General features: G+C 51.1%; 19 protein-coding genes. 9 read left to right on the top strand and 10 right to left on the bottom strand.

What is annotated here, in order from left to right:
• Positions 1 to 86: 86 nt before the first annotated feature.
• A complete protein-coding gene (locus tag PMI17_RS00900) occupies positions 87 to 1,421 on the top strand; it encodes a PLP-dependent aminotransferase family protein (protein ID WP_007885165.1) in 1,335 nt (444 codons plus the stop codon).
• Positions 1,422 to 1,547: 126 nt separating this feature from the next.
• Here the strand turns inward: PMI17_RS00900 and araC are convergent, their stop codons facing one another.
• The 5 genes from araC to PMI17_RS25490 all read right to left on the bottom strand — a co-directional run bounded on the left by araC (position 1,548) and on the right by PMI17_RS25490 (position 7,351).
• Positions 1,548 to 2,426, bottom strand: coding sequence for an arabinose operon transcriptional regulator AraC (gene araC, locus PMI17_RS00895; RefSeq protein ID WP_007885164.1), 879 nt, complete (start codon positions 2,424 to 2,426; stop codon positions 1,548 to 1,550).
• An 87-nt stretch (positions 2,427 to 2,513) separates the two neighbouring features.
• Entirely contained in the window at positions 2,514 to 3,935 is a 1,422-nt protein-coding gene (locus tag PMI17_RS00890; RefSeq protein ID WP_007885162.1) for an MFS transporter, read from the bottom strand.
• Positions 3,935 to 5,968, bottom strand: coding sequence for a beta-galactosidase (locus PMI17_RS00885; RefSeq protein WP_007885159.1), 2,034 nt, complete (start codon positions 5,966 to 5,968; stop codon positions 3,935 to 3,937). Before PMI17_RS00885 ends, PMI17_RS00890 begins: the two co-directional genes overlap by 1 nt.
• A 592-nt stretch (positions 5,969 to 6,560) precedes the next feature.
• Positions 6,561 to 6,917, bottom strand: coding sequence for a DUF4440 domain-containing protein (locus PMI17_RS25495; RefSeq protein ID WP_007885157.1), 357 nt, complete (start codon positions 6,915 to 6,917; stop codon positions 6,561 to 6,563).
• 50 nt (positions 6,918 to 6,967) lie between these two features.
• Positions 6,968 to 7,351, bottom strand: a complete 384-nt coding sequence (locus tag PMI17_RS25490; RefSeq protein WP_238541522.1) for an ASCH domain-containing protein — start codon at positions 7,349 to 7,351, stop codon at positions 6,968 to 6,970.
• Positions 7,352 to 7,489: 138 nt separating this feature from the next.
• Here PMI17_RS25490 and PMI17_RS00870 point away from each other — a divergent pair, with 138 nt between their 5' ends.
• The 6 genes from PMI17_RS00870 to PMI17_RS00845 all read left to right on the top strand — a co-directional run bounded on the left by PMI17_RS00870 (position 7,490) and on the right by PMI17_RS00845 (position 13,023).
• Entirely contained in the window at positions 7,490 to 7,705 is a 216-nt protein-coding gene (locus tag PMI17_RS00870; RefSeq protein WP_007885149.1) for a DUF1471 domain-containing protein, read from the top strand.
• A gap of 445 nt (positions 7,706 to 8,150) precedes the next feature.
• Positions 8,151 to 9,473: an MFS transporter gene (locus PMI17_RS00865; protein WP_007885145.1), complete on the top strand. Its 1,323-nt coding sequence runs from the start codon at positions 8,151 to 8,153 to the stop codon at positions 9,471 to 9,473.
• Positions 9,474 to 9,490: 17 nt separating this feature from the next.
• Positions 9,491 to 10,654 carry a mandelate racemase/muconate lactonizing enzyme family protein gene (locus PMI17_RS00860; protein WP_007885144.1) on the top strand — a complete coding sequence of 388 codons (1,164 nt, stop codon included), beginning with the start codon at positions 9,491 to 9,493 and terminating at the stop codon, positions 10,652 to 10,654.
• Positions 10,648 to 11,544 (top strand): dihydrodipicolinate synthase family protein, encoded by an 897-nt coding sequence (locus tag PMI17_RS00855; RefSeq protein ID WP_007885143.1) that lies wholly within the window; start codon positions 10,648 to 10,650, stop codon positions 11,542 to 11,544. Before PMI17_RS00860 ends, PMI17_RS00855 begins: the two co-directional genes overlap by 7 nt.
• Complete coding sequence (locus PMI17_RS00850; RefSeq protein WP_007885141.1) at positions 11,541 to 12,437, top strand: 2-dehydro-3-deoxygalactonokinase; 897 nt, start codon at positions 11,541 to 11,543, stop codon at positions 12,435 to 12,437. Before PMI17_RS00855 ends, PMI17_RS00850 begins: the two co-directional genes overlap by 4 nt.
• Entirely contained in the window at positions 12,427 to 13,023 is a 597-nt protein-coding gene (locus tag PMI17_RS00845) for a bifunctional 4-hydroxy-2-oxoglutarate aldolase/2-dehydro-3-deoxy-phosphogluconate aldolase (protein ID WP_007885139.1), read from the top strand. The genes PMI17_RS00850 and PMI17_RS00845 overlap by 11 nt, the downstream gene beginning before the upstream one ends.
• Here PMI17_RS00845 and PMI17_RS00840 read toward each other — a convergent pair.
• Positions 13,000 to 13,695, bottom strand: coding sequence for a helix-turn-helix domain-containing protein (locus PMI17_RS00840; protein WP_007885137.1), 696 nt, complete (start codon positions 13,693 to 13,695; stop codon positions 13,000 to 13,002). The two genes, PMI17_RS00845 and PMI17_RS00840, sit on opposite strands and share 24 nt — an antisense overlap.
• Before the next feature lie 49 nt (positions 13,696 to 13,744).
• Positions 13,745 to 14,437 carry a hypothetical protein gene (locus PMI17_RS00835; RefSeq protein ID WP_007885135.1) on the bottom strand — a complete coding sequence of 231 codons (693 nt, stop codon included), beginning with the start codon at positions 14,435 to 14,437 and terminating at the stop codon, positions 13,745 to 13,747.
• A gap of 332 nt (positions 14,438 to 14,769) precedes the next feature.
• On the opposite strand from PMI17_RS00835, the gene PMI17_RS00830 reads away from it, so the two are divergent.
• Together PMI17_RS00830 and PMI17_RS00825 are read left to right on the top strand one after the other, a co-directional pair.
• Positions 14,770 to 15,306 (top strand): GNAT family N-acetyltransferase, encoded by a 537-nt coding sequence (locus PMI17_RS00830; RefSeq protein ID WP_007885131.1) that lies wholly within the window; start codon positions 14,770 to 14,772, stop codon positions 15,304 to 15,306.
• A gap of 95 nt (positions 15,307 to 15,401) precedes the next feature.
• Positions 15,402 to 15,821, top strand: coding sequence for a VOC family protein (locus PMI17_RS00825; RefSeq protein ID WP_007885130.1), 420 nt, complete (start codon positions 15,402 to 15,404; stop codon positions 15,819 to 15,821).
• 177 nt (positions 15,822 to 15,998) lie between these two features.
• On the opposite strand, the gene PMI17_RS25275 is transcribed toward PMI17_RS00825, so the two are convergent.
• The 3 genes from PMI17_RS25275 to PMI17_RS00815 are packed head-to-tail and all read right to left on the bottom strand — an operon-like array spanning position 15,999 to position 17,334.
• Entirely contained in the window at positions 15,999 to 16,172 is a 174-nt protein-coding gene (locus PMI17_RS25275) for a hypothetical protein (protein ID WP_007885127.1), read from the bottom strand.
• Positions 16,169 to 16,576 (bottom strand): VOC family protein, encoded by a 408-nt coding sequence (locus PMI17_RS00820; protein ID WP_007885122.1) that lies wholly within the window; start codon positions 16,574 to 16,576, stop codon positions 16,169 to 16,171. The genes PMI17_RS25275 and PMI17_RS00820 overlap by 4 nt, the downstream gene beginning before the upstream one ends.
• Positions 16,577 to 16,590: 14 nt before the next feature.
• Positions 16,591 to 17,334, bottom strand: a complete 744-nt coding sequence (locus tag PMI17_RS00815; RefSeq protein WP_007885121.1) for an SDR family NAD(P)-dependent oxidoreductase — start codon at positions 17,332 to 17,334, stop codon at positions 16,591 to 16,593.
• Positions 17,335 to 17,447: the final 113 nt, after the last annotated feature.

Here is a 17,447-nt window from a genome sequence, read left to right as displayed (position 1 = left end):
CCGATGAATATTTTCTGACACGTTGACGCTACGGATGGTAAACGCCAGAATCCATAACAATCAAAATATTGTCATGGATACATTTGATGAAGGCTCGCTATAAGGCAATTGTTGACGAATTCGCGGCTGCTATTCGCGCAGGTAGTTTGTCTGCAGGTACGCGTTTGCCGACTCACCGTGCGTTATCTGCGTCGCGGCGCATCTCACTGGCCACCGCAACGCGCGTCTACGCAGAACTTGAAGTGATGGGGCTGGTCAGCGGCGAAACCGGGCGTGGAACCTTTGTCAGGGAGATTTCCCTGCCGCCGGGTCTGGGGATGGATCAGCAGGTGGTAGCCACCGATGTAGTGGATCTCAATTTTAACTATCCCTCCTTACCAAACCAGGCAGAACTGCTGCGCGATGCGCTACGCCATCTCACGACCTCCGGTGATTTAGCTTCGTTGCTGCGCTATCAGCCTCATGCTGGCAGACAAAACGATCGCGAGGCCATTGCAGGTTGGCTTACCGCTTCAGGTCTCAAGGCGGCGGCTGAAAATATTCTCATCGTTAACGGTGCTCAGCATGGATTAACCGTTGCCGCGATGGGGATGCTGCGCCCGGGTGATGTGGTCGCTGTGGATGCGCTGACTTACTCGGGATTCAAAGCGTTGGCCAGTCTTTATCATCTGGAGCTGGCTCCCATCCCTGTCACGGCGACAGGTCCAGATCTGAGTGCGCTGAGACAGCTTTGCCAACGTCGCCACATAAAGGCGCTATACACCATGCCAACCCTGCATAATCCACTTGGCTGGGTATTGGACCATGCGCAGCGCCGTGAGATTAGCGAAATTGCGCGTCAACATGATTTGGTGATTATTGAGGACGCTGCTTATGCTTATCTCGCGCACGGTTCTCCACCGCCGCTGGCCCATTTCGCACCGGAAAGAACCCTGTATGTAACCGGCTTTTCTAAAAACATTGCGACCGGCCTGCGGGTTGGCGCGGTGGTATGTCCGCCGGCTTTTCGTCCTGCGCTTGAACGCGCTATCCGTGCCACTGCCTGGAACACGCCCTCGCTGATGACGGCGTTGGTATCCGGTTGGCTGGAGGATGGAACGATTACCCGGCTGGAATCGCTCAAACGGCAAGATGCTCGTCAGCGGCAAACCCTCGCGCGGGAATGCCTGGCGCCGCTCGACTATGTGAGTCATGCCAGCTCTTATTTTATCTGGCTGCCGCTGCCAGAAGAGATTCGTGCTGAACAGGTGGTACGCCAGCTGATGAACGAGCAAATTTCTGTTTCATCAGCCGAACCCTTCAGTACGACTCAAAACGTCCCGCATGCTATTCGCCTCGCCTTGGGTTCCGTAAGCCTGGATAAGCTGAAAGACGCGCTAAATAAAGTCAGGGAGGTGGTTGAGTATCAGCGTTATTTATAAGGAAACTCGGCAATCCGGTTAATTAAGTAAAATAAGGCATCTGGGATGTCACTGAGCGCCTGTATTTCTTTGGCGGCCTGACCTTGCTCGATCCCCGCCAACTTCCAGGCATTGGCTCCAGCCTCATCAGAATAGTGGCGCGCGCTCAAATTTCTTGCGGTAATCGCGCGGGCTCAACTGATAGTGCTGACTAAACACGCGTGAAAAGTACAAAGGATCTTCATAGCCCACCGCCCGCGCGACCTGAGTGACATTGAGCTGGGTATGCCGGAGTAAATCACAGGCGCGGGAGACGCGCTGCTGTTCCCGCCAGCCATAGATGGTATTGCCAATCTCTTTTCTGAAAATGTGGGTCAGACGCGAGGTTGAGAGGAAGGTCATACGCGCCAGTTCTTCAATACGCGTATCTTCGGACAGGTGTTCATTGATGTAATCGCAAACAGTCTGAATACGCGGATCTCTGTTGTGGCGATTGCTGGTGGGTTGCAGCTGGAAGGTTTTTAAAATGATGCGTTCAAGCGCATTCATAGCCAAGGCTTCTGGCAGCGCCGATCCTATCGCATTATTGGCAATGACCTCTTTAAAGAGCTGAATCATTTGCTGGCTATGGGCATCATCGGGCAGCTTCATGCGACCAATGTTCCCCTGGTGGCTATCCCAGCGCAGCCAGTCAATCCAGTAGGGACGAGGGACAAAATAGATCCAGAGATGATCCCACGCGATGCTCTCCTTTGCCCTGCCGTAGTGGTGAATCACACCCGGTGGGAAAAGTAGCATCTCATCCTGCTGACAGTGAAATTCACCGTCGGCATGATGAATTATCCCTTCGCCTTTCAGCGTCAGGTTGATCATGTAACCTTGCATGCCATTAGGGCGATGGATGAAAAAGTCGAGTTTGCTGCCAGGGCTTATCGGCGTGAACCCGGAGACCATAAATGCATTGAAGGTAAAGCTTTTCATTAGCGGAGAAAAACTCAACATCTCCACGTCGTTCAGTTCATCCATTGGCATTCATCCGGGCTAAAAACTCTGTCTACTATAAGTGACTCCCTCCCGTGCAGAAGGGAGTACGTAGCAAATTTGTTAAAGGGATCACTCCTGACTTTGCAACCTTTTGCCAGCAGTGGCTGCATCTGACACTTCAGCTTGCTGATAACGACCGGCAGAGAGATCGCGCGCGACCTGACTGTAGAAATTATCCAGTTTGTAAAACCACAGCAGCACCAGATTCAGAGCCGCAAGGAACAGCGGGAAAAAGATGAACAGGAATTCGATAGTCTTGATGACTGTCTCAGATTGGTGCGCGCTGCCGCCACTGACAAAACCCGCCGCCCCCAAAATCCAGCCAACGCTTGCCGTGCCCAACCCCATGCCCAAAGTTTGTCCGAGTGTTCCGGCGCTGAAGAGGATGCCTTCAATTCGCAGCCCGGTTCGCCATTCGCCATAATCGATGGTGTCTGCCAGCAGTGCGAACATGGTCGCGCCAATCCCACAGAATCCCACGCTGCGTATGGCCGTCGCCATGATCACAAACAGCGCATCCTGTTTGTTGAACAGGGGGAGCAGGTAGGCAATGCAACAAACGATCAGTCCAAGCATGGCAAGACGCCGTTTGCCCAGTTTCTTAAGCAGGGTGGGAATAATCATCAGGGTGAGTAAGCCCGGTATATATTGGGCCATGCTGATATATGCAATCAGCGAAACATCAGACAGGACATATTTGGAGTAATACACCCCCACCGCCGACAATGCGGTGAGGCTGGTAAAAGTGATCATCAGGTAGAAAAAGATGATCATCCAGTAACGATTTGCCATGACGGAGCGCACGACCTGTTGGGCATTAATTCGCTGGCTGTTGTCATTGCTGACGGGCTCCACACGTTCACGGGTTCCTAACGCTGTCAGCAGCAGGAATACGGCAGTAAATAGGCCAAAAATCGCAAAAACGATTATCCAGGATGTACTGCTGTTGCCGAAGAACGCTACCAGTGGCAGGGTTAACACCCCAACGGTAAGCGAGCCACAGGTTGAGAAGCCTTTCCGGAAAACGCTCAACATACCGCGCTGATAGTTATCGCGGGTGATTAAAGCCAGCAGCGATCCGTAAGCGATGTTGTTGGCGGTGAACATAATGTTAGTCAGTAAATAGGTAATGCAGACATACGTCACTTGCCATGTGTAACTCACATTCGGGACAGTCGACATTAAAAATGCCGACAGGCCAAAAGGCACCGCGGTCCAGAGTACCCACGGTCGGGCCTTGCCCAGGCGGGATCGCGTTTTATCAATGCGTATCCCGACATAAATGCAGATTATGCCATCCAGTACTCGGGCAAAAAACATCAGCGATCCCACCAACAGCGCTGATATCCCGACCACATCGGTGTAATAAAACGCCAGAAATGTCACCATTAACGTATAGGTTAAGTTGGTACCGTAATCGCCCACGCCAAAGGCCAGGCGTTCCCGGGTGCCAATGCGCTGCAAATCCTGATGCGATGAGTGATGAGCCATCACGATTTCTCCACTTCAAATACAGCAACGCCCCAATCAGGCAGGTTCAGCGTTTCTCCCTGCAGGTAGCGCTGCTTGCTCAGTAACTCCTCTCCGCGAGTAAACGGAAGGGTGATTTTTTGCGGCTGACTGGAATAATTCATAAAGAAAAGCAGGGTGTTGCCCGCACGATTAACCGCGCGTTTAACCGCCAGCGGGAAGCGCAGTTCGGAGGTTGCGACGTTCAGATTGATGCTGTTTTGCAGTTTGAGCAGGACCGCTTCCACGGCATCAGAATTGATGCTGCAGCCCACATAGGTGGTCGTCCCGGCCCCGTAACGGTTATGAACAATCGCCGCGTATTTGTTCCAGTAAGGGTGCTGATAACGAGCCCAGACTTCAGCACCGGCATCAGCCTCCAACAGTTCCATCCAGTCACTCACTGCTGCAGACTCCGCTGATAAGTTCAGCCGATCAGACTGAAGCGTCACATCCTGTGGCTCAACGAAAAGCTGATAACTTGCTCCAATTGCCTCCCGGATGATGGCCGGTTGCCGGGTATGGCGTACTTTAAGATGCTGATTAGCGAAGCCAGACTTAAAGGAGTACAGAATGTGCCCGCCTGCTTCGGCAAATTGGTTCAGGCGCTGTAAAGATTCCTCTGACACCGCGTAAAGCAGTGGCGCTATCAGCAACGTGTAGCGGGACAGTCGGGGATCATCGACGGTGAGAATGTCCACCTCGATATTTAGGCGATAAAGCGCATCATAATAGGTGCGAACCGTGTCGTTATACTGATGCTGCTTATGACGGCCAAACTGATGGCCCTTATAAGGATGCCAGTCAACGGCAGTCAGCGAGTCATGACTCACCAGCAGCGCCACGCGATTGTTTTTTTTCAGACCAGCTAACTGTGGCGAAAGGCGTGCGAAGGCCTGGCCAATCTCTTTCGCCTCATCATAGACAGGATTCGGCTCCAGATCGTGGCTGAGCAGTCCTTTCCAATAGGTTTCATAAGCGTTGTGCAAAGAGTGCCAGTGCCAGTAACTCACCATGGCTGCGCCGGAAGCAATGTGGCTGAAAGCCTGAAGGCGGAGTTGGCCGGGATAGGGCGTCCAGTTTTTAAAAGCCTGCGCCTGCGTTTCCAGCACCAGATAGTTGCTATCTTTTGTGGTACGCGCAATGTCGCCGCAAAAAGCAATTTCCACACCGGTGAGCTGATGCTGGCCGGGGTGATAAATATCCACGCCGGTGATGTCGAGCACCGCCGATGCGGTGAAGTGGTCGACTTCGCCGCGTACGCCGAATGACCAGGTTCGCCATTCGAAATCGAAGTTATGTGTAATGAACTGGTCAGGCAGTCGATACTCACTGACCAGCTTTGCCTGCCATGCCAGGAAGTCGCTGACTAGCCCGCGCTGATAACTCTGGAATGCCGCGCCAAGACTTGCGTTGATGGTGCTTTCCAGCGGCGGGAAATCTTCCCACGCATCAATGCGGTTGCTCCAGTAATCGAGACCGTATTCAGCATTGAGCTTTTCAAGATCACCCGCGAACTGTTTTTTCAGGTGCGCAACGAACCCGCGCTGCACGGCCTCGCCACAGGTGTCATAGTATTTTGTCTCATTATCAATCTGATAGCCGATCACCGCTGGGTGGGTTGCGGTTGCGCTTAACAGCGCGCGAATAATCCGTTCGGCGTAGCGCAGATAGATGGGGCTGGTGATATCCATCTTCTGCCGGTGACCATATTTGTTCACCCCTTGCGGAGTTGTTGCCATGACGGAGGGGTGTTTTTTCGCCAGCCATGCAGGGATTGCGTATGTCGGAGTGCCAATAATCACGGCAATCTGGTTGGAATGCATGCGATCGAGCACGGTCAATACGCTAGAGAAGTTAAAGTCGCCGTCCTGTCGTTCATAACTGCTCCAGGTGCTCTCCGCTATACGAACAACATTGATGCCAGCAGCCTTCATCAGGCGAATGTCTTCATCCAGCCGCTCTTCAGGCATATATTCCCGGTAGTAAGCGACACCATATAGCAACTTTTCCATTTGTACCTGCCTCTGCATGTATGTATTTAGCAGGTAAAGTAGAGGAAGGAGGTCGGTTATAGATGAAGCATGTCGCTGGCAACATAGAGAAACTCGCTCCCTGCTGAGTCTTATGAAGGGCATCACATAAAGGAGAGGTCGCTAAGCTCTCTTCACTCGGCAGAAAGAGGGCTTTGACTGTGTGAAAAGGCCGGTGGAAATGCTGAAATCAATCTAAGGGGGCTAGGGTTTGTCCGCTATGAGTAAGAAGCGGACGTCAAAATCTTGGCAATAGGGATGTTATGCCACATTAGACATAACATCCCTTTCGCTCACCCGTTTGTGTTGACCCAGAACGCATACGTACGCTTCTGGCACAAAGCGGCCCGTTTTTACCCTTAGGGTTTTTTGAAGAAGTAACCGCATCCGATGCTGAAGCTGCACTGCTACGTTTTAGGGATATTTGCCAGGAAGAAAAGACGACGGAGTCTGCATTCGCAACGGGTGGAGCGTTTGTAGCGCTAACGGTTGGCTTGAAGGCCGCGGTAGATTCGTTGTTCCTGAAATAAAGGCCCTTAAAAATAGCTTATTGCTAATGCCTCAATAAGCATTATTAAGTTGAACCTGCCTCTGGTGTGCCCTGGTGAAAAGCGAGCTGCCAGCCGTTTTCCTCGCAGAGTATCCAATAAGATGTGCGTAGAGACGCTCGACTACCATCGGATTGGGAAGTTCTGTAATGCAATATTACGCAGGTGTCACCCAGGCAGATCAGCTGAAAATCAGCGCTACGAATATCCGGGGCATCTCTCTCGTGCTCGAGTGATGCTATGGTCTCGATGCGGTTAACCATCAAGCCTGAACGGGTGATTTCGTGAAATTGTGGATGCAATATTTGCTCAAGCCAGTGGCGATCGCTCCGCTTTTCGCCATGAAGGCTGCACTCCAGAATTTTTAACTTTTCAAGCAGCACGGGTTATATCCTCGACCTTATGAGCATTAGATTTTTCCCGCGTTTAGGTGTCAATCGTTGGCCGACGCAAGGTGATGTATTACATCTACCTCAGAATCTAGCTCAATATCAGGATAGTGTTCACGCATCCCTGCCAGCAGTACCTTATCAGGCCACACATCTCGCTTATCCAGATAACCGGCAACAGCAGACAACCGCATCTTTTTGACTTTGGTCACCATCACTCGTGCTGTGTCAGATGCATCTGATGCATTCACATAGATCATCGCACCAGGAACTATTTCCTGTTCACGCCAACGGATGGTATGCGTTTTTATGCCTGTCCGAACTTCGGAAAGCAGCCGCGGGACAATTTTAAGGCTTTGAACCATGTTATCTCCTGCAAAGCAGTAGTGTGCTTGCTCAACTCTGCTTTGCGATAAGGTGATTTTCATAGGGAGTGCCTATCGGCGCAATAGTTAGCACGATCACAATACCAGCATTTATTGTTAATTATGAAATGATAACTAAAGGTATTATTATTTCATCGAAAGCGAACGAGCTTTCAACCATACACATTAAGGAATATGACCATGAAAACTATCAAAGCAATGTCTATCGCCGCCGTAGCCGCTCTTTCTCTGATGTCTGCAGCAAGCTTTGCGCAGAGTGTTTCAGTCACCTCCGGTACGCTGGATGGTGCAGAAGCAAAAATTGCAGCGAAGGCTCAGGAACAAGGTGCTCATTACAAAATTACTGAGGCAAACACCAACAATATCGTGCACATGACCGCAGAATTATACAAATAACGGATGGTCGCAAAGGGAAGTGCCGGAAGAGGTCGCCATAATGGCGGCCTTTTTCGCGTCTGAGCTTAAAATGTCTGCTACATGGTGCGCCCTTTAGCTGCGGACATCACCATGTACTCATGAAGTAATAACGTGACCTTGAGTTCTGTAAAATTTAGTGGGCTGACATGACAAATACGCATTGCAAAAAACCGCCGGCAGTATAGGTAAAGCTTTGGGTTGATGCGTAATGGCATGGTCTGTTAACTATAATCCCGGCTTCCAATGAGCAATTTGAAAGGGATTGCTTCTCTGCTTCACTATGTGAAGCAATTGCCGGATTTGTTCTTTGATTAGCTTCACGCTATCTCTCATCACCAGCGCAACATCCCATCAAAATTCATACGCTAACTTCACAAGACATGACGCGTCTCCCTGTGGCGCGACATTTACCTCTGGAGGTCGTATGGAGAATTCAACCCGTCAGTATGGCGGTGAGTACGTGGCGACAAAAACCAATAATCCGCCAAAGCGTACTGCCAAAATCATGATGGCAGCCGGGATTGGTCATTTTATCGAGTGGTTCGATTTTGGCTTATACGGCACCCTGGCGGCGATTATTGCCAGCAACTTCTTTGTCAGTTCTGACCCTGCTACCGCACTTCTGAAGTCTTTTGCTGTATTTGGATCCGGCTTTTTAATGCGTCCGCTGGGTGGCTTCTTTTTCGGTTCGATGGGCGATCGTCTGGGACGACGCAAAGTGTTGGTGACGGTAATTGTCATCACTTCAATATCTACATTTGTGATGGGCATTCTGCCGACCTGGCATCAGGTTGGCATTATCGCACCGGTGCTGCTGGTGATGACTCGATTAGTACAAGGCTTCGCCGCAGGTGGTGAGAGTTCCGGGGTAATCACCTATCTGGCAGAGAGCGCTGAGCCGCATCGTCGCGCCACGCTTACCTGCTGGAGTGAGAACTTCAGTTTCATGGCGTTTGTTTGCGGCTCTGGACTGGTGCTGTTGTTGACCTATTGGTTGGGTGAGACGGCAATGAATGACTGGGGATGGCGCATTCCTTTCCTGCTCGCTGCACCGCTCGGATTGGGTGGGTTATATATGCGCCGCAACATGGAAGATTCGGCGGAATTTCACAAGTTAAAAGCCACTGGCAAAATCGAAAAATCGCCACTGCGTACTGCCATCAAAACCTCATTGTCGGCGTTGCTGTTTTGCACCGGTTTCGTCGTGATCAAAGCGGTCAGCAGCTGGGTGCTGCAATCCTTTATGCCCGGCTATTTGTCTACGCATCTGCACTACAGCCGTACTGATTCTTATCTCATCACCACGCTGGGCTTACTGAGCGTCGCCGTTTGCATGCCAATCACGGGCTACCTGTCTGACAGATGTGGACGACGGCCGCTGATGCTGGTGGCATGCGCGGGTTTCATCCTGTTGACCTATCCCGCCATGCTGCTAATGACACAGGGATCGGTAGGCAGCTCTATCGCGGCAATGAGTGTATTGGGTGTGTGTGTTGCGCTGTTTAATGGCGGCTGTGGCGCAGCAATGGTCGAACTGTTCCCGACGGCGATTCGCTATGGCGGCATCGCGATGTCCTACAACCTGACTGTGGCGGTGTTTGGCGGTGTAACCCCTCTGGCTTCCGCCAGCCTAATCTCCTTAACGGGAGATCCGCTGTCACCCGCCTGGTACGTGATGATCACCGCCCTCATTTCATTTATTGCAGTGTGGTTTGCCAAAGAAACTACCGGAAAAGTGTTGGATTAACGGAAACTGGAGCCTTTATGCACATAACGAAAGTGGAGTGTTTCCCACTCAAAATTACCCCGGAACATGCCTACCTCGGCGGTAAGTCGGACGGAAACGGCCCGGATTATTACTATCGTCCAGAATACCGCTGCGTCTACTCACGCAAGATGGAAACCTGCCTGGTGAAAATTACCAGTAGCGAAGGGCATGTAGGGTGGGGAGAAGCGCTGGCGCCAGTGGTGCCTCAGGTGATCGCGGAACTGATTAAGCAACTGTTTGCGCCATTGTTGATCGGGGAATCGCCATTCTCTAGCGGCGTGCTCAACTCAAGGATGTATGACTCGATGCGCGATCGTGGACATACCGGTGGTTATCATATCGACGCTATTGCTGGTGTGGATATCGCATTGTGGGATCTCAAGGGCAAAATTCTGGGTCTTCCGGTCCATCAACTACTCGGCGGTGCCTTTCGCGATGTGATTCCTTGCTATGTCTCGGGTTTACCTGAGCCCGACATTGAAAGCCGCTGCCGCCTCGCCAGGCAATGGCAGGAGAAGGGCTTTAATGCCGTTAAGTTAGCCCTGGGCTACGGCGTGCGCGAAGACATTAAAAATATTCGCGCCATTCGTGAAACGCTCGGCGATGAGGCGCAAGTCTTCATTGATGCGCACTGGAATTACAGCGTGGCAGAGGCTACCGATTTAGCAGCGCAACTGCACGCGCTGGGCGTCGGCTTTCTCGAAGCACCATTGCTGCCAGAAGATATCGCCGGCCATCGCGAATTACGTGGCAAAAGCGCGGTCAGCATTGCGTTAGGTGAAACCGAGCGTACGCGTTATCAATTCAAAGCGGTGATTGAACAGCGCGCTGCAGACATCCTGCAGCCCGATGTCGGCAGAACCGGCATTAGCGAGCTGATGCATATCGCATCGCTGGCCGAGACATGGAATTTATGCGTGGCACCGCATTTAAGCGTAGGTTTAGGTCCCTGCATCGCCGCGTCGATCCATGTTGCCGCCGCCATACCCAACCTGTTTATGCTCGAATATCAGCCGCCCGTTTTTGCCATCGCTAATCAACTGCTCAAGCAGCCACTGATTTGCGAACGCGGTGAGTATCATTTGCCGCAGGGCGCAGGATTAGGCATTGAAATCGATGAAGATCGCGTGCGCGACGTGGTGATGGAGGCTGCATGTTAAAAGGTAACGTACCGATTCTCGCCACGGCGTTTGATGAGCAGGGCCAGCTGGATTTTACATCCATTGAACGTTTGGTGAAATTTCTGCTGCAACAAGGCATTGATGGCCTGGCATTGTTTGGCAATGCTTCCGAAGGCTACGCCTTAACGCAGGATGAAAAGCAGAGTCTGTTCTTTTGCGTCAAAAGGCTGGTGGGTGATTTGCCGCTGGTGGCTGCTGCTGGCGGTGCTTCATCCCCTGTTGCCATTGAAGAGATCAACCGGGTGCATCGCTGGGGGGCTCAGGTGGCAATGGTCAATCCGCCTTCGGTGGTTAAGCCCGGTCCGGAGGAGATCTATCACTTCTGGCGAGACATATGTCAGGCCTGCGAAATCGATATCATGATCCAGGATGCGCCTCTGATGACGGGCGTTAACATTCCCGTTTCGACGCTGGTGCGTTTGTGTCAGGACTTTCCTGCCATCAGGTATATCAAAGTGGAACAACCGCCGACGACGTTGAAAATCACTGCGTTAAAACAGGCGCTTGGAGATAGCGTAGGCCTGTTTGGCGGCTTGAACGCAGGTTTCCTGTTTGAGGAGTTATGCCGTGGTGTAACGGGCACCATGCCTGCTTGCGAATTCCCGGACGTGATCAATGCCATCCTGGCGGCATGGCAGCAGGATCGTCAGGAAGCGCAGGCGCTGTTTTATCGCTATCTACCTTTCCTGCGCTATGGAGTGCAACCGGGGATCGGGGTAGCCATACATAAAACAGTGCTGCATCAGGCAGGCATTTTTGCCAGCGATTATGTACGTGAGCCGGCGAAAAGTCTGGATGACGCCACGCGTCGGGAATTGAAAGAGATCACGGATTACCTGCCTCTCGCCGTCTTGGGAGGACGTCCATGAACTATATCGCGGTGGACTGGGGTACCAGCAATTTTCGCGCCCTCAGCGTGCGCGATGGCGTAGTGATCAAATCTGTGCAAGACAGCTGCGGCGTCGGCAAGTGCCAGCGCTCAGCGTTGCCTGAGATTTTAAAGCAGCAGCTGCATCGGCTGGAAGATGCTTACGATGAACAAATACCCGTGCTGCTCTGCGGCATGATTGGCAGCAATATCGGTATTGCTGACGCCGGTTACCTCGATATGCCACTGAGTTTTTCGCAACTCCTGGGTAAAGGCATGGAACTGCCGGATATCTTGCCAAATCCGCTGACCTTACGTCCCGGCATTTGCGATAAACGAGTGAATGAGATCTGCCGGGGTGAAGAGATGCAGCTGGCGGGTGCGCTTACGCTTTCTGATGCCGCCACATTCGCCGCCGTCGGCACCCACAGTAAATGGCTGAAGGTTGAGCGCTCGCAGCAGCAGGTCACAGGGATGCAGACCTTGATGACCGGCGAGCTTTATCATTTATTACTCAATCACTCCGTGGTGGGTAAAGGCTTGCCGGAGCAAGTTCACTCGCCGGCCGCTTTTCAGGCGGGTGTCGAAACCGCGCTGTCAGTGGTGCATGAAAAAGTTGAGCTGGTGACGGAACTGTTTCGCTGCCGGGGCCGTTACATTCTTGGTGCTCTGGCACAGGAAGAGGCCGCCTCCTGGCTTTCCGGATTGCTCATTGGATACGAAGTTGCATGCGGGCATCCCGGCGGCGATAAAACGGTGTGCTTTATTGGTAGTGAAATGCTTTTGCCCCGTTACCAGCAGGCATGTGAGGTTTTGCATCATCGTTATGAACTTTTAGCTGCTGAAGACGCAATCATTGCCGGATTAAATGAGGTGTTTAGCTATGGCGGATAATCACCAAATCATCGCTATCCTCCGCGGGATTACGCCCGAAGATGCAGTGCCGCATATTGCCTGTTTAGTTGAGCATGGCATTCAACGTATAGAAATCACGACCAACTCACCCAACTGGGAAATCAGTCTGCGACAAGTCCGCCAGCGCTTTGGGAGTGATATCCAACTCGGCGTGGGAACGGTTACTACAGCAGATCAGGTTCAGCGAAGTTTTTCGGCCGCTGCGGATTTTATCCTGACTCCTAACCTGAATCCGGCTGTGATTGCGCAGGCTAAACTGCATAGACTTTTAGTGTACGCGGGGGTGTATTCGCCGAGTGAAATATTCACGGCGATCGATCTGGGAGTGGATGTGATGAAGGTTTTTCCGGCCTGTGCACTGCCAACAAATTACCCTCAACTGGTGAAAGGCCCGCTCTCTCAGCCCGTCAGCTTTTCAGCCGTGGGTGGGGTAGGGGTGGAGAATGCAGCTGAGTTCCTGCGTTATTACGACAGTGTAGGGCTCGGTTCCGCGCTGTATAAAACTGGCCAGCGCGTGGCCGAGACCGCGGCTCGTTGCGAATTATTGCTGCAGCATCGGCAGTGATTCTCCGCTGATTTTTTTCGCGGCCGACGTCAGATACAAACGTAAGCTTTCAATATCCATTTTTTCACTGCTGATATTCGATAGCGCGATCGCTGCCTGCATGCCAGGGATATTACATGCCAGGCGGTAATCGCCCTCTCCAAAATCTTTGGCAAACACCTGATGCCGGCGCGACTCGTCAATATCACTTCTCAGCAGTTGATAATCGTGGATACCAATCTGGCTGATAATCTCTTCGTCGCTCATCGCTGATAGAAGTTTTATACCGATCACCGAATCATGGACCGGATAGGACTCATAATTGCCTATGGCACGCGCAATACTTTTTCCGCCGCGGGTATGAATCAAGTAGACCACCTTATTTCCACTTAGCACACCGATCACGATGGAGATGGCGTGATTCCCGCTCTCTTCCAGTAAGTCCATTACTGCATTGTAAAAAGCCGAATTGTGAATCGCGTGAGCCGATAAGCGGTGGATACCGATACCCAAACTGTATTTGCGGTTGGCATCGCGCTGTACCATATCAAGCGTCAGCAAAGTCTGTATCAATCGTGTAACCTTGGCTGAATCCAGTCCAAGCTCCCGTCCCATTTCACGAATTCCATGCGGACGAGTCGCTGTCGCGAGTAAGTTCAGGCAGCGGAAAGCATCGTATACTGTGCTATTCATGGATGGCCTTATTGATGACTATGGTTTGAAAATGATAAATCCTATTGTTTCAGCGTGATATGAATTTAGAAAGAGATTGTGAAATCCTAAATCCTCCCACATATAAATCGCTGTCCCCCAGCACTTCACTCACTCTTTTCAAAAAATCCCCAATCGCCGCCTCAATAACCGGCACACTCAGCGCCTCAGCATCAACAATCATCCGTAGCCCATGCCCATAAGCGAACCCCGGTAGAAACTTATAACCACAACACACAGCCGGCGGTTCATCTTGCGCTATTTCCTGCTCACGCTTCTCAACAAACTGCCAAAATGTCAGTCCGCCAAAAATCGCATAGGCCAGTTTTTCTCGGTGCACAAGGGTATGGCTAACGATTTTGCCTTTGCTATTCACATTGGGGGTTGTTTCATATCGCGCCTCTTCTTCTTGTTCCTGCTGACTGAGCATCGCCCAGGTTTCATTGAATGCGCGATCGTGTACCGCATCTTGAAACGCCAACTTAGCCGTGATGATTTCAGCATTCCAGAGATCGGCGGGATCGCGGCCGACAAAATAGATATCACTCCACGCCCAAATATGGTCGGGGTTGTCTTGGTAGTGTTGGATATCGCAGTCATCATAGAACATCCCGCCACAACGCTGACGTTCACGATAGATACGGTTTTTAAGCTTGATGACTTTTTTACGACGCTGACGACGAGAAAGGGAAATGAAGGGGCGGTGTTTGTTGAAAGGCGACATGGAAACTCCTTAACCGGCAACGCGAATGCGGCTGGAAGCAGTCCAGCCGCATAGGCTAGCAAAAGGCGAGGTTGAGGAATAGGCGTGAGGGAAAGAAAATTTAACGGTACACCACCACTTTTACCCCTTCATCCGCGTGTAGTTAAACAAAATAACGGCTGCGAGTAGGTCGCTGCAGCCTTGTGAGAACTGCGAGGCGGACGTCAAAAATCATGGCGTCAGGTTAGTTCTCTGTCATATTAAACATTACAACCCTGTTGTGAACCTTAAGATTTCTAGCTATTAAAACAGCAAGATAACTCATTGAATGAATCAAAACCTCAGGAGACATTTTGAAGATAACTATCTCTCGACTGCATCTTCGGCCTGTAATCACCTCAGACGCAGATGACCTCTTCAGAATTTATGGCGATCCTGCTACAAATACCTTTAATCCCGCTGGCCCGTACCCTGATATTGATTATGCCCGCGATATTTTGGCTCACTGGCTTAAACACTGGGAAGAGTATGCTTTCGGAAACTGGGCTATCTCGTTGAAGGATAATCCCGAAAAAATCATCGGTTTTGGTGGGCTAAGTATCCGCAGTTATGCTGATACCTCTATCAATAACTTGGGATATCGTTTCTCTGCTGAGTCATGGGGAAAAGGCCTGGCGACGGAGTTTGCTAACCATGCGGTAAGCTACGGATTTGGTGAGCTCAAACTGTCTGAGATATCTGCAGTAGTAAGAGCAAATCACCTTGCATCCCAGAAAGTCCTAACGAATGCCGGGCTCAGGTATGTACGGGATATTCATGATGTGAAAGATGCGCCGGCCAGCATGCTATTTACACTGACCCACGGTGAATGGGACAAAAGGTCAGTGTAGGGGAGTTACTGAGTGTCTTTTAACATAATACTATGGCCATGAGCTCTGCATAAGTTATTTTGTGTATGCTATGTCAGTCAAAAAGGATGAGAAAAATGACTGAACCAAAGGAACTCTACTGGAACCGATTGGTTCCTGAGCTGACCGTGACGGATTTTCCCGCCTCCCTGCACTTCTACACAGACGTGCTTGGCTTCAGTGTCATAATCAGACGCACAGAGCCGGATTTTGCTTATATCAGCCTCGGTGAGGCGCAACTGATGCTTGAGCATTATCATTCAAGCGGATGGAACACGGCGGAGCTCGCCAGGCCGTTGGGGCGTGGCGTCAATTTCCAGATAGAAGTCGATGACATTAAGCAGATTTTCGACAGAGTAAGTGCGCATGGCATAACGCTGTTCCGTGATCTTCGCGATAATCATTACAGCACCGTAGAAACGACCGCCTGTCAGCGAGAGTTTCTCGTGCAGGACCCGGATGGTTACCTTCTTCGTTTCAGCCAGTACATTGAATAGTATACCGATGGGTCTTCCGAAACTCCCTTAGGCGTTCAAATTTATCATTATACTCCGCCAGTACCTCCTCAGAGGCCGCGTCAAGGCGGCGCAGGCGGGCCATTTCCTGCACCATTGTCATGTCCATGCAGTGAAAAATACTCCTGATCTTTTTACAAAGCCTGCATGACTATGCGCTTAATTGTCACCAACGGTGAAAACGTTAAAAGGTAAGTTCAGGTCATTGGCCATAGCGGCCAATTTCTCTTTATTACGCCCCGCAATAATGACCGAAATGCCGGACGCTAATACGTGTTGAACAATCATGCTGCCGGTATAACCGCTTGCGCCATAAATCATCAACGTCTTCATATTCGACCAGCTTGTTGCCAATTTTTGTATACAAATTCAAGGGTATATCCATCGGGATCCCTGACCTGTGACGCGTAATAACGAGGGTCATAATGCCGTTGCGTGCCGGGAGGGTGAATTTCGGTTGCCCCCGCAGCGAGTGCTTCAGCATGGGCGTCGTTGACCATGTTTTCCGATTCTGCATTGAAACCTACGTGAACAGCATCCGGGCAAACGACTCCCTGCCTGAGCCAAAAAAATATCCGGCCATTTGCACCAAAGCCTTTCAGGTCTGGATGCCCAGAAGGCCCCTGTTTACCGTCATAATCATGACGGTTTACGATGCCGAGAATAGGCAGAACGCGCTCATAAAATGCGATGGAACGTTCAGGATCGCTGACTGAAATAAAGATATGGTCGAGCATAGTGTGTTCCTTTTTCAGACGTGAAAGCCGCCCGCAACTTCAATTGACTGTGCACTGATCCAGCCACCATCGGACGTTAATAGTGAGGCAATCACGCGCGCGACTTCATGAGGTTCACCTACGCGTCCTAACGCCGTTTGTGCAGCAAGCAGAGATTCAAGCTCATCATTAAGTCCACCGCCAAGCTCGGTGCGGATGGGGCCGGGCGATACCGCGTTCACCCTAATTCCACGACTACCAAACTCCTTAGCCATATAGCGAGTGAGGACTTCGAGGCCACCTTTGAACGCCGCATAAGGGGCTACGCCAGCGATGGCTACGCGCGTGGTGGCGCTGGTAATATTCACAATACTGGAATCTTTACGCAGTAAAGGCAGCAGCTTCTGAGTTAAAAAGAATGGCCCTTTAAGATGCACATTCATTAAGCCATCAAATTGCGCTTCAGTGACTGTATCAAGCGGATTAAACAGTCCGTAACCGGCGTTGTTAACGAGACCATCCAGACCAGATGCATTCCATTGGGTTTTCATCGCCTGCTCAAGTGAACTGCGGAATAGATCAAAACTTCCAACATCACCCACATCCAGCTGCATCGCAATGGCTTTACCGCCTTCAGCCTTGATGCGATCAACAATAGATTGTGCAGATTCACCTTGGCTGTTCCAGGTCAGAATGACGCCAAATCCACGTCGGGCACACTCTATCGCTGTACTGGCACCTATTCCCCGGCTACCGCCGGTAATCAGAACATATTTCATCATTGCTCCTGTAAGTTAAAGAATACGCTTCACAGGTTACGCATCAGGAGGAACGCTGGCGTATGCGATCCTCTTCGATTGTTGCCCAATTCTGCTTTTATGCTGTTGCTGGA

The organism is Pantoea sp. GM01, assembly GCF_000282675.1.
In the GTDB taxonomy this organism is placed as follows: Bacteria; Pseudomonadota; Gammaproteobacteria; order Enterobacterales; family Enterobacteriaceae; genus Pantoea; species Pantoea nemavictus.
Note: the sequence above shows the minus strand (reverse complement) of the source record. Positions and strands in the feature narration are given on the sequence as shown.

Excerpts from the sequence above, each read along its gene's own strand:
- araC (WP_007885164.1), bottom strand. The coding sequence starts at position 2,426 with ATGGATGAACTGAACGACGTGGAGATGTTGAGTTTTTCTCCGCTAATG.
- PMI17_RS00820 (WP_007885122.1), bottom strand. The coding sequence starts at position 16,576 with ATGCTCGACCATATCTTTATTTCAGTCAGCGATCCTGAACGTTCCATC.
- PMI17_RS00825 (WP_007885130.1), top strand. The coding sequence starts at position 15,402 with ATGACTGAACCAAAGGAACTCTACTGGAACCGATTGGTTCCTGAGCTG.
- PMI17_RS00900 (WP_007885165.1), top strand. The coding sequence starts at position 87 with ATGAAGGCTCGCTATAAGGCAATTGTTGACGAATTCGCGGCTGCTATT.
- PMI17_RS25275 (WP_007885127.1), bottom strand. The coding sequence starts at position 16,172 with ATGAAGACGTTGATGATTTATGGCGCAAGCGGTTATACCGGCAGCATG.
- PMI17_RS00850 (WP_007885141.1), top strand. The coding sequence starts at position 11,541 with ATGAACTATATCGCGGTGGACTGGGGTACCAGCAATTTTCGCGCCCTC.
- PMI17_RS00840 (WP_007885137.1), bottom strand. The coding sequence starts at position 13,695 with ATGAATAGCACAGTATACGATGCTTTCCGCTGCCTGAACTTACTCGCG.
- PMI17_RS00860 (WP_007885144.1), top strand. The coding sequence starts at position 9,491 with ATGCACATAACGAAAGTGGAGTGTTTCCCACTCAAAATTACCCCGGAA.
- PMI17_RS25490 (WP_238541522.1), bottom strand. The coding sequence starts at position 7,351 with ATGAAAATCACCTTATCGCAAAGCAGAGTTGAGCAAGCACACTACTGC.
- PMI17_RS00835 (WP_007885135.1), bottom strand. The coding sequence starts at position 14,437 with ATGTCGCCTTTCAACAAACACCGCCCCTTCATTTCCCTTTCTCGTCGT.
- PMI17_RS00855 (WP_007885143.1), top strand. The coding sequence starts at position 10,648 with ATGTTAAAAGGTAACGTACCGATTCTCGCCACGGCGTTTGATGAGCAG.
- PMI17_RS00885 (WP_007885159.1), bottom strand. The coding sequence starts at position 5,968 with ATGGAAAAGTTGCTATATGGTGTCGCTTACTACCGGGAATATATGCCT.
- PMI17_RS00815 (WP_007885121.1), bottom strand. The coding sequence starts at position 17,334 with ATGAAATATGTTCTGATTACCGGCGGTAGCCGGGGAATAGGTGCCAGT.
- PMI17_RS00865 (WP_007885145.1), top strand. The coding sequence starts at position 8,151 with ATGGAGAATTCAACCCGTCAGTATGGCGGTGAGTACGTGGCGACAAAA.
- PMI17_RS00845 (WP_007885139.1), top strand. The coding sequence starts at position 12,427 with ATGGCGGATAATCACCAAATCATCGCTATCCTCCGCGGGATTACGCCC.
- PMI17_RS00890 (WP_007885162.1), bottom strand. The coding sequence starts at position 3,935 with ATGGCTCATCACTCATCGCATCAGGATTTGCAGCGCATTGGCACCCGG.
- PMI17_RS00870 (WP_007885149.1), top strand. The coding sequence starts at position 7,490 with ATGAAAACTATCAAAGCAATGTCTATCGCCGCCGTAGCCGCTCTTTCT.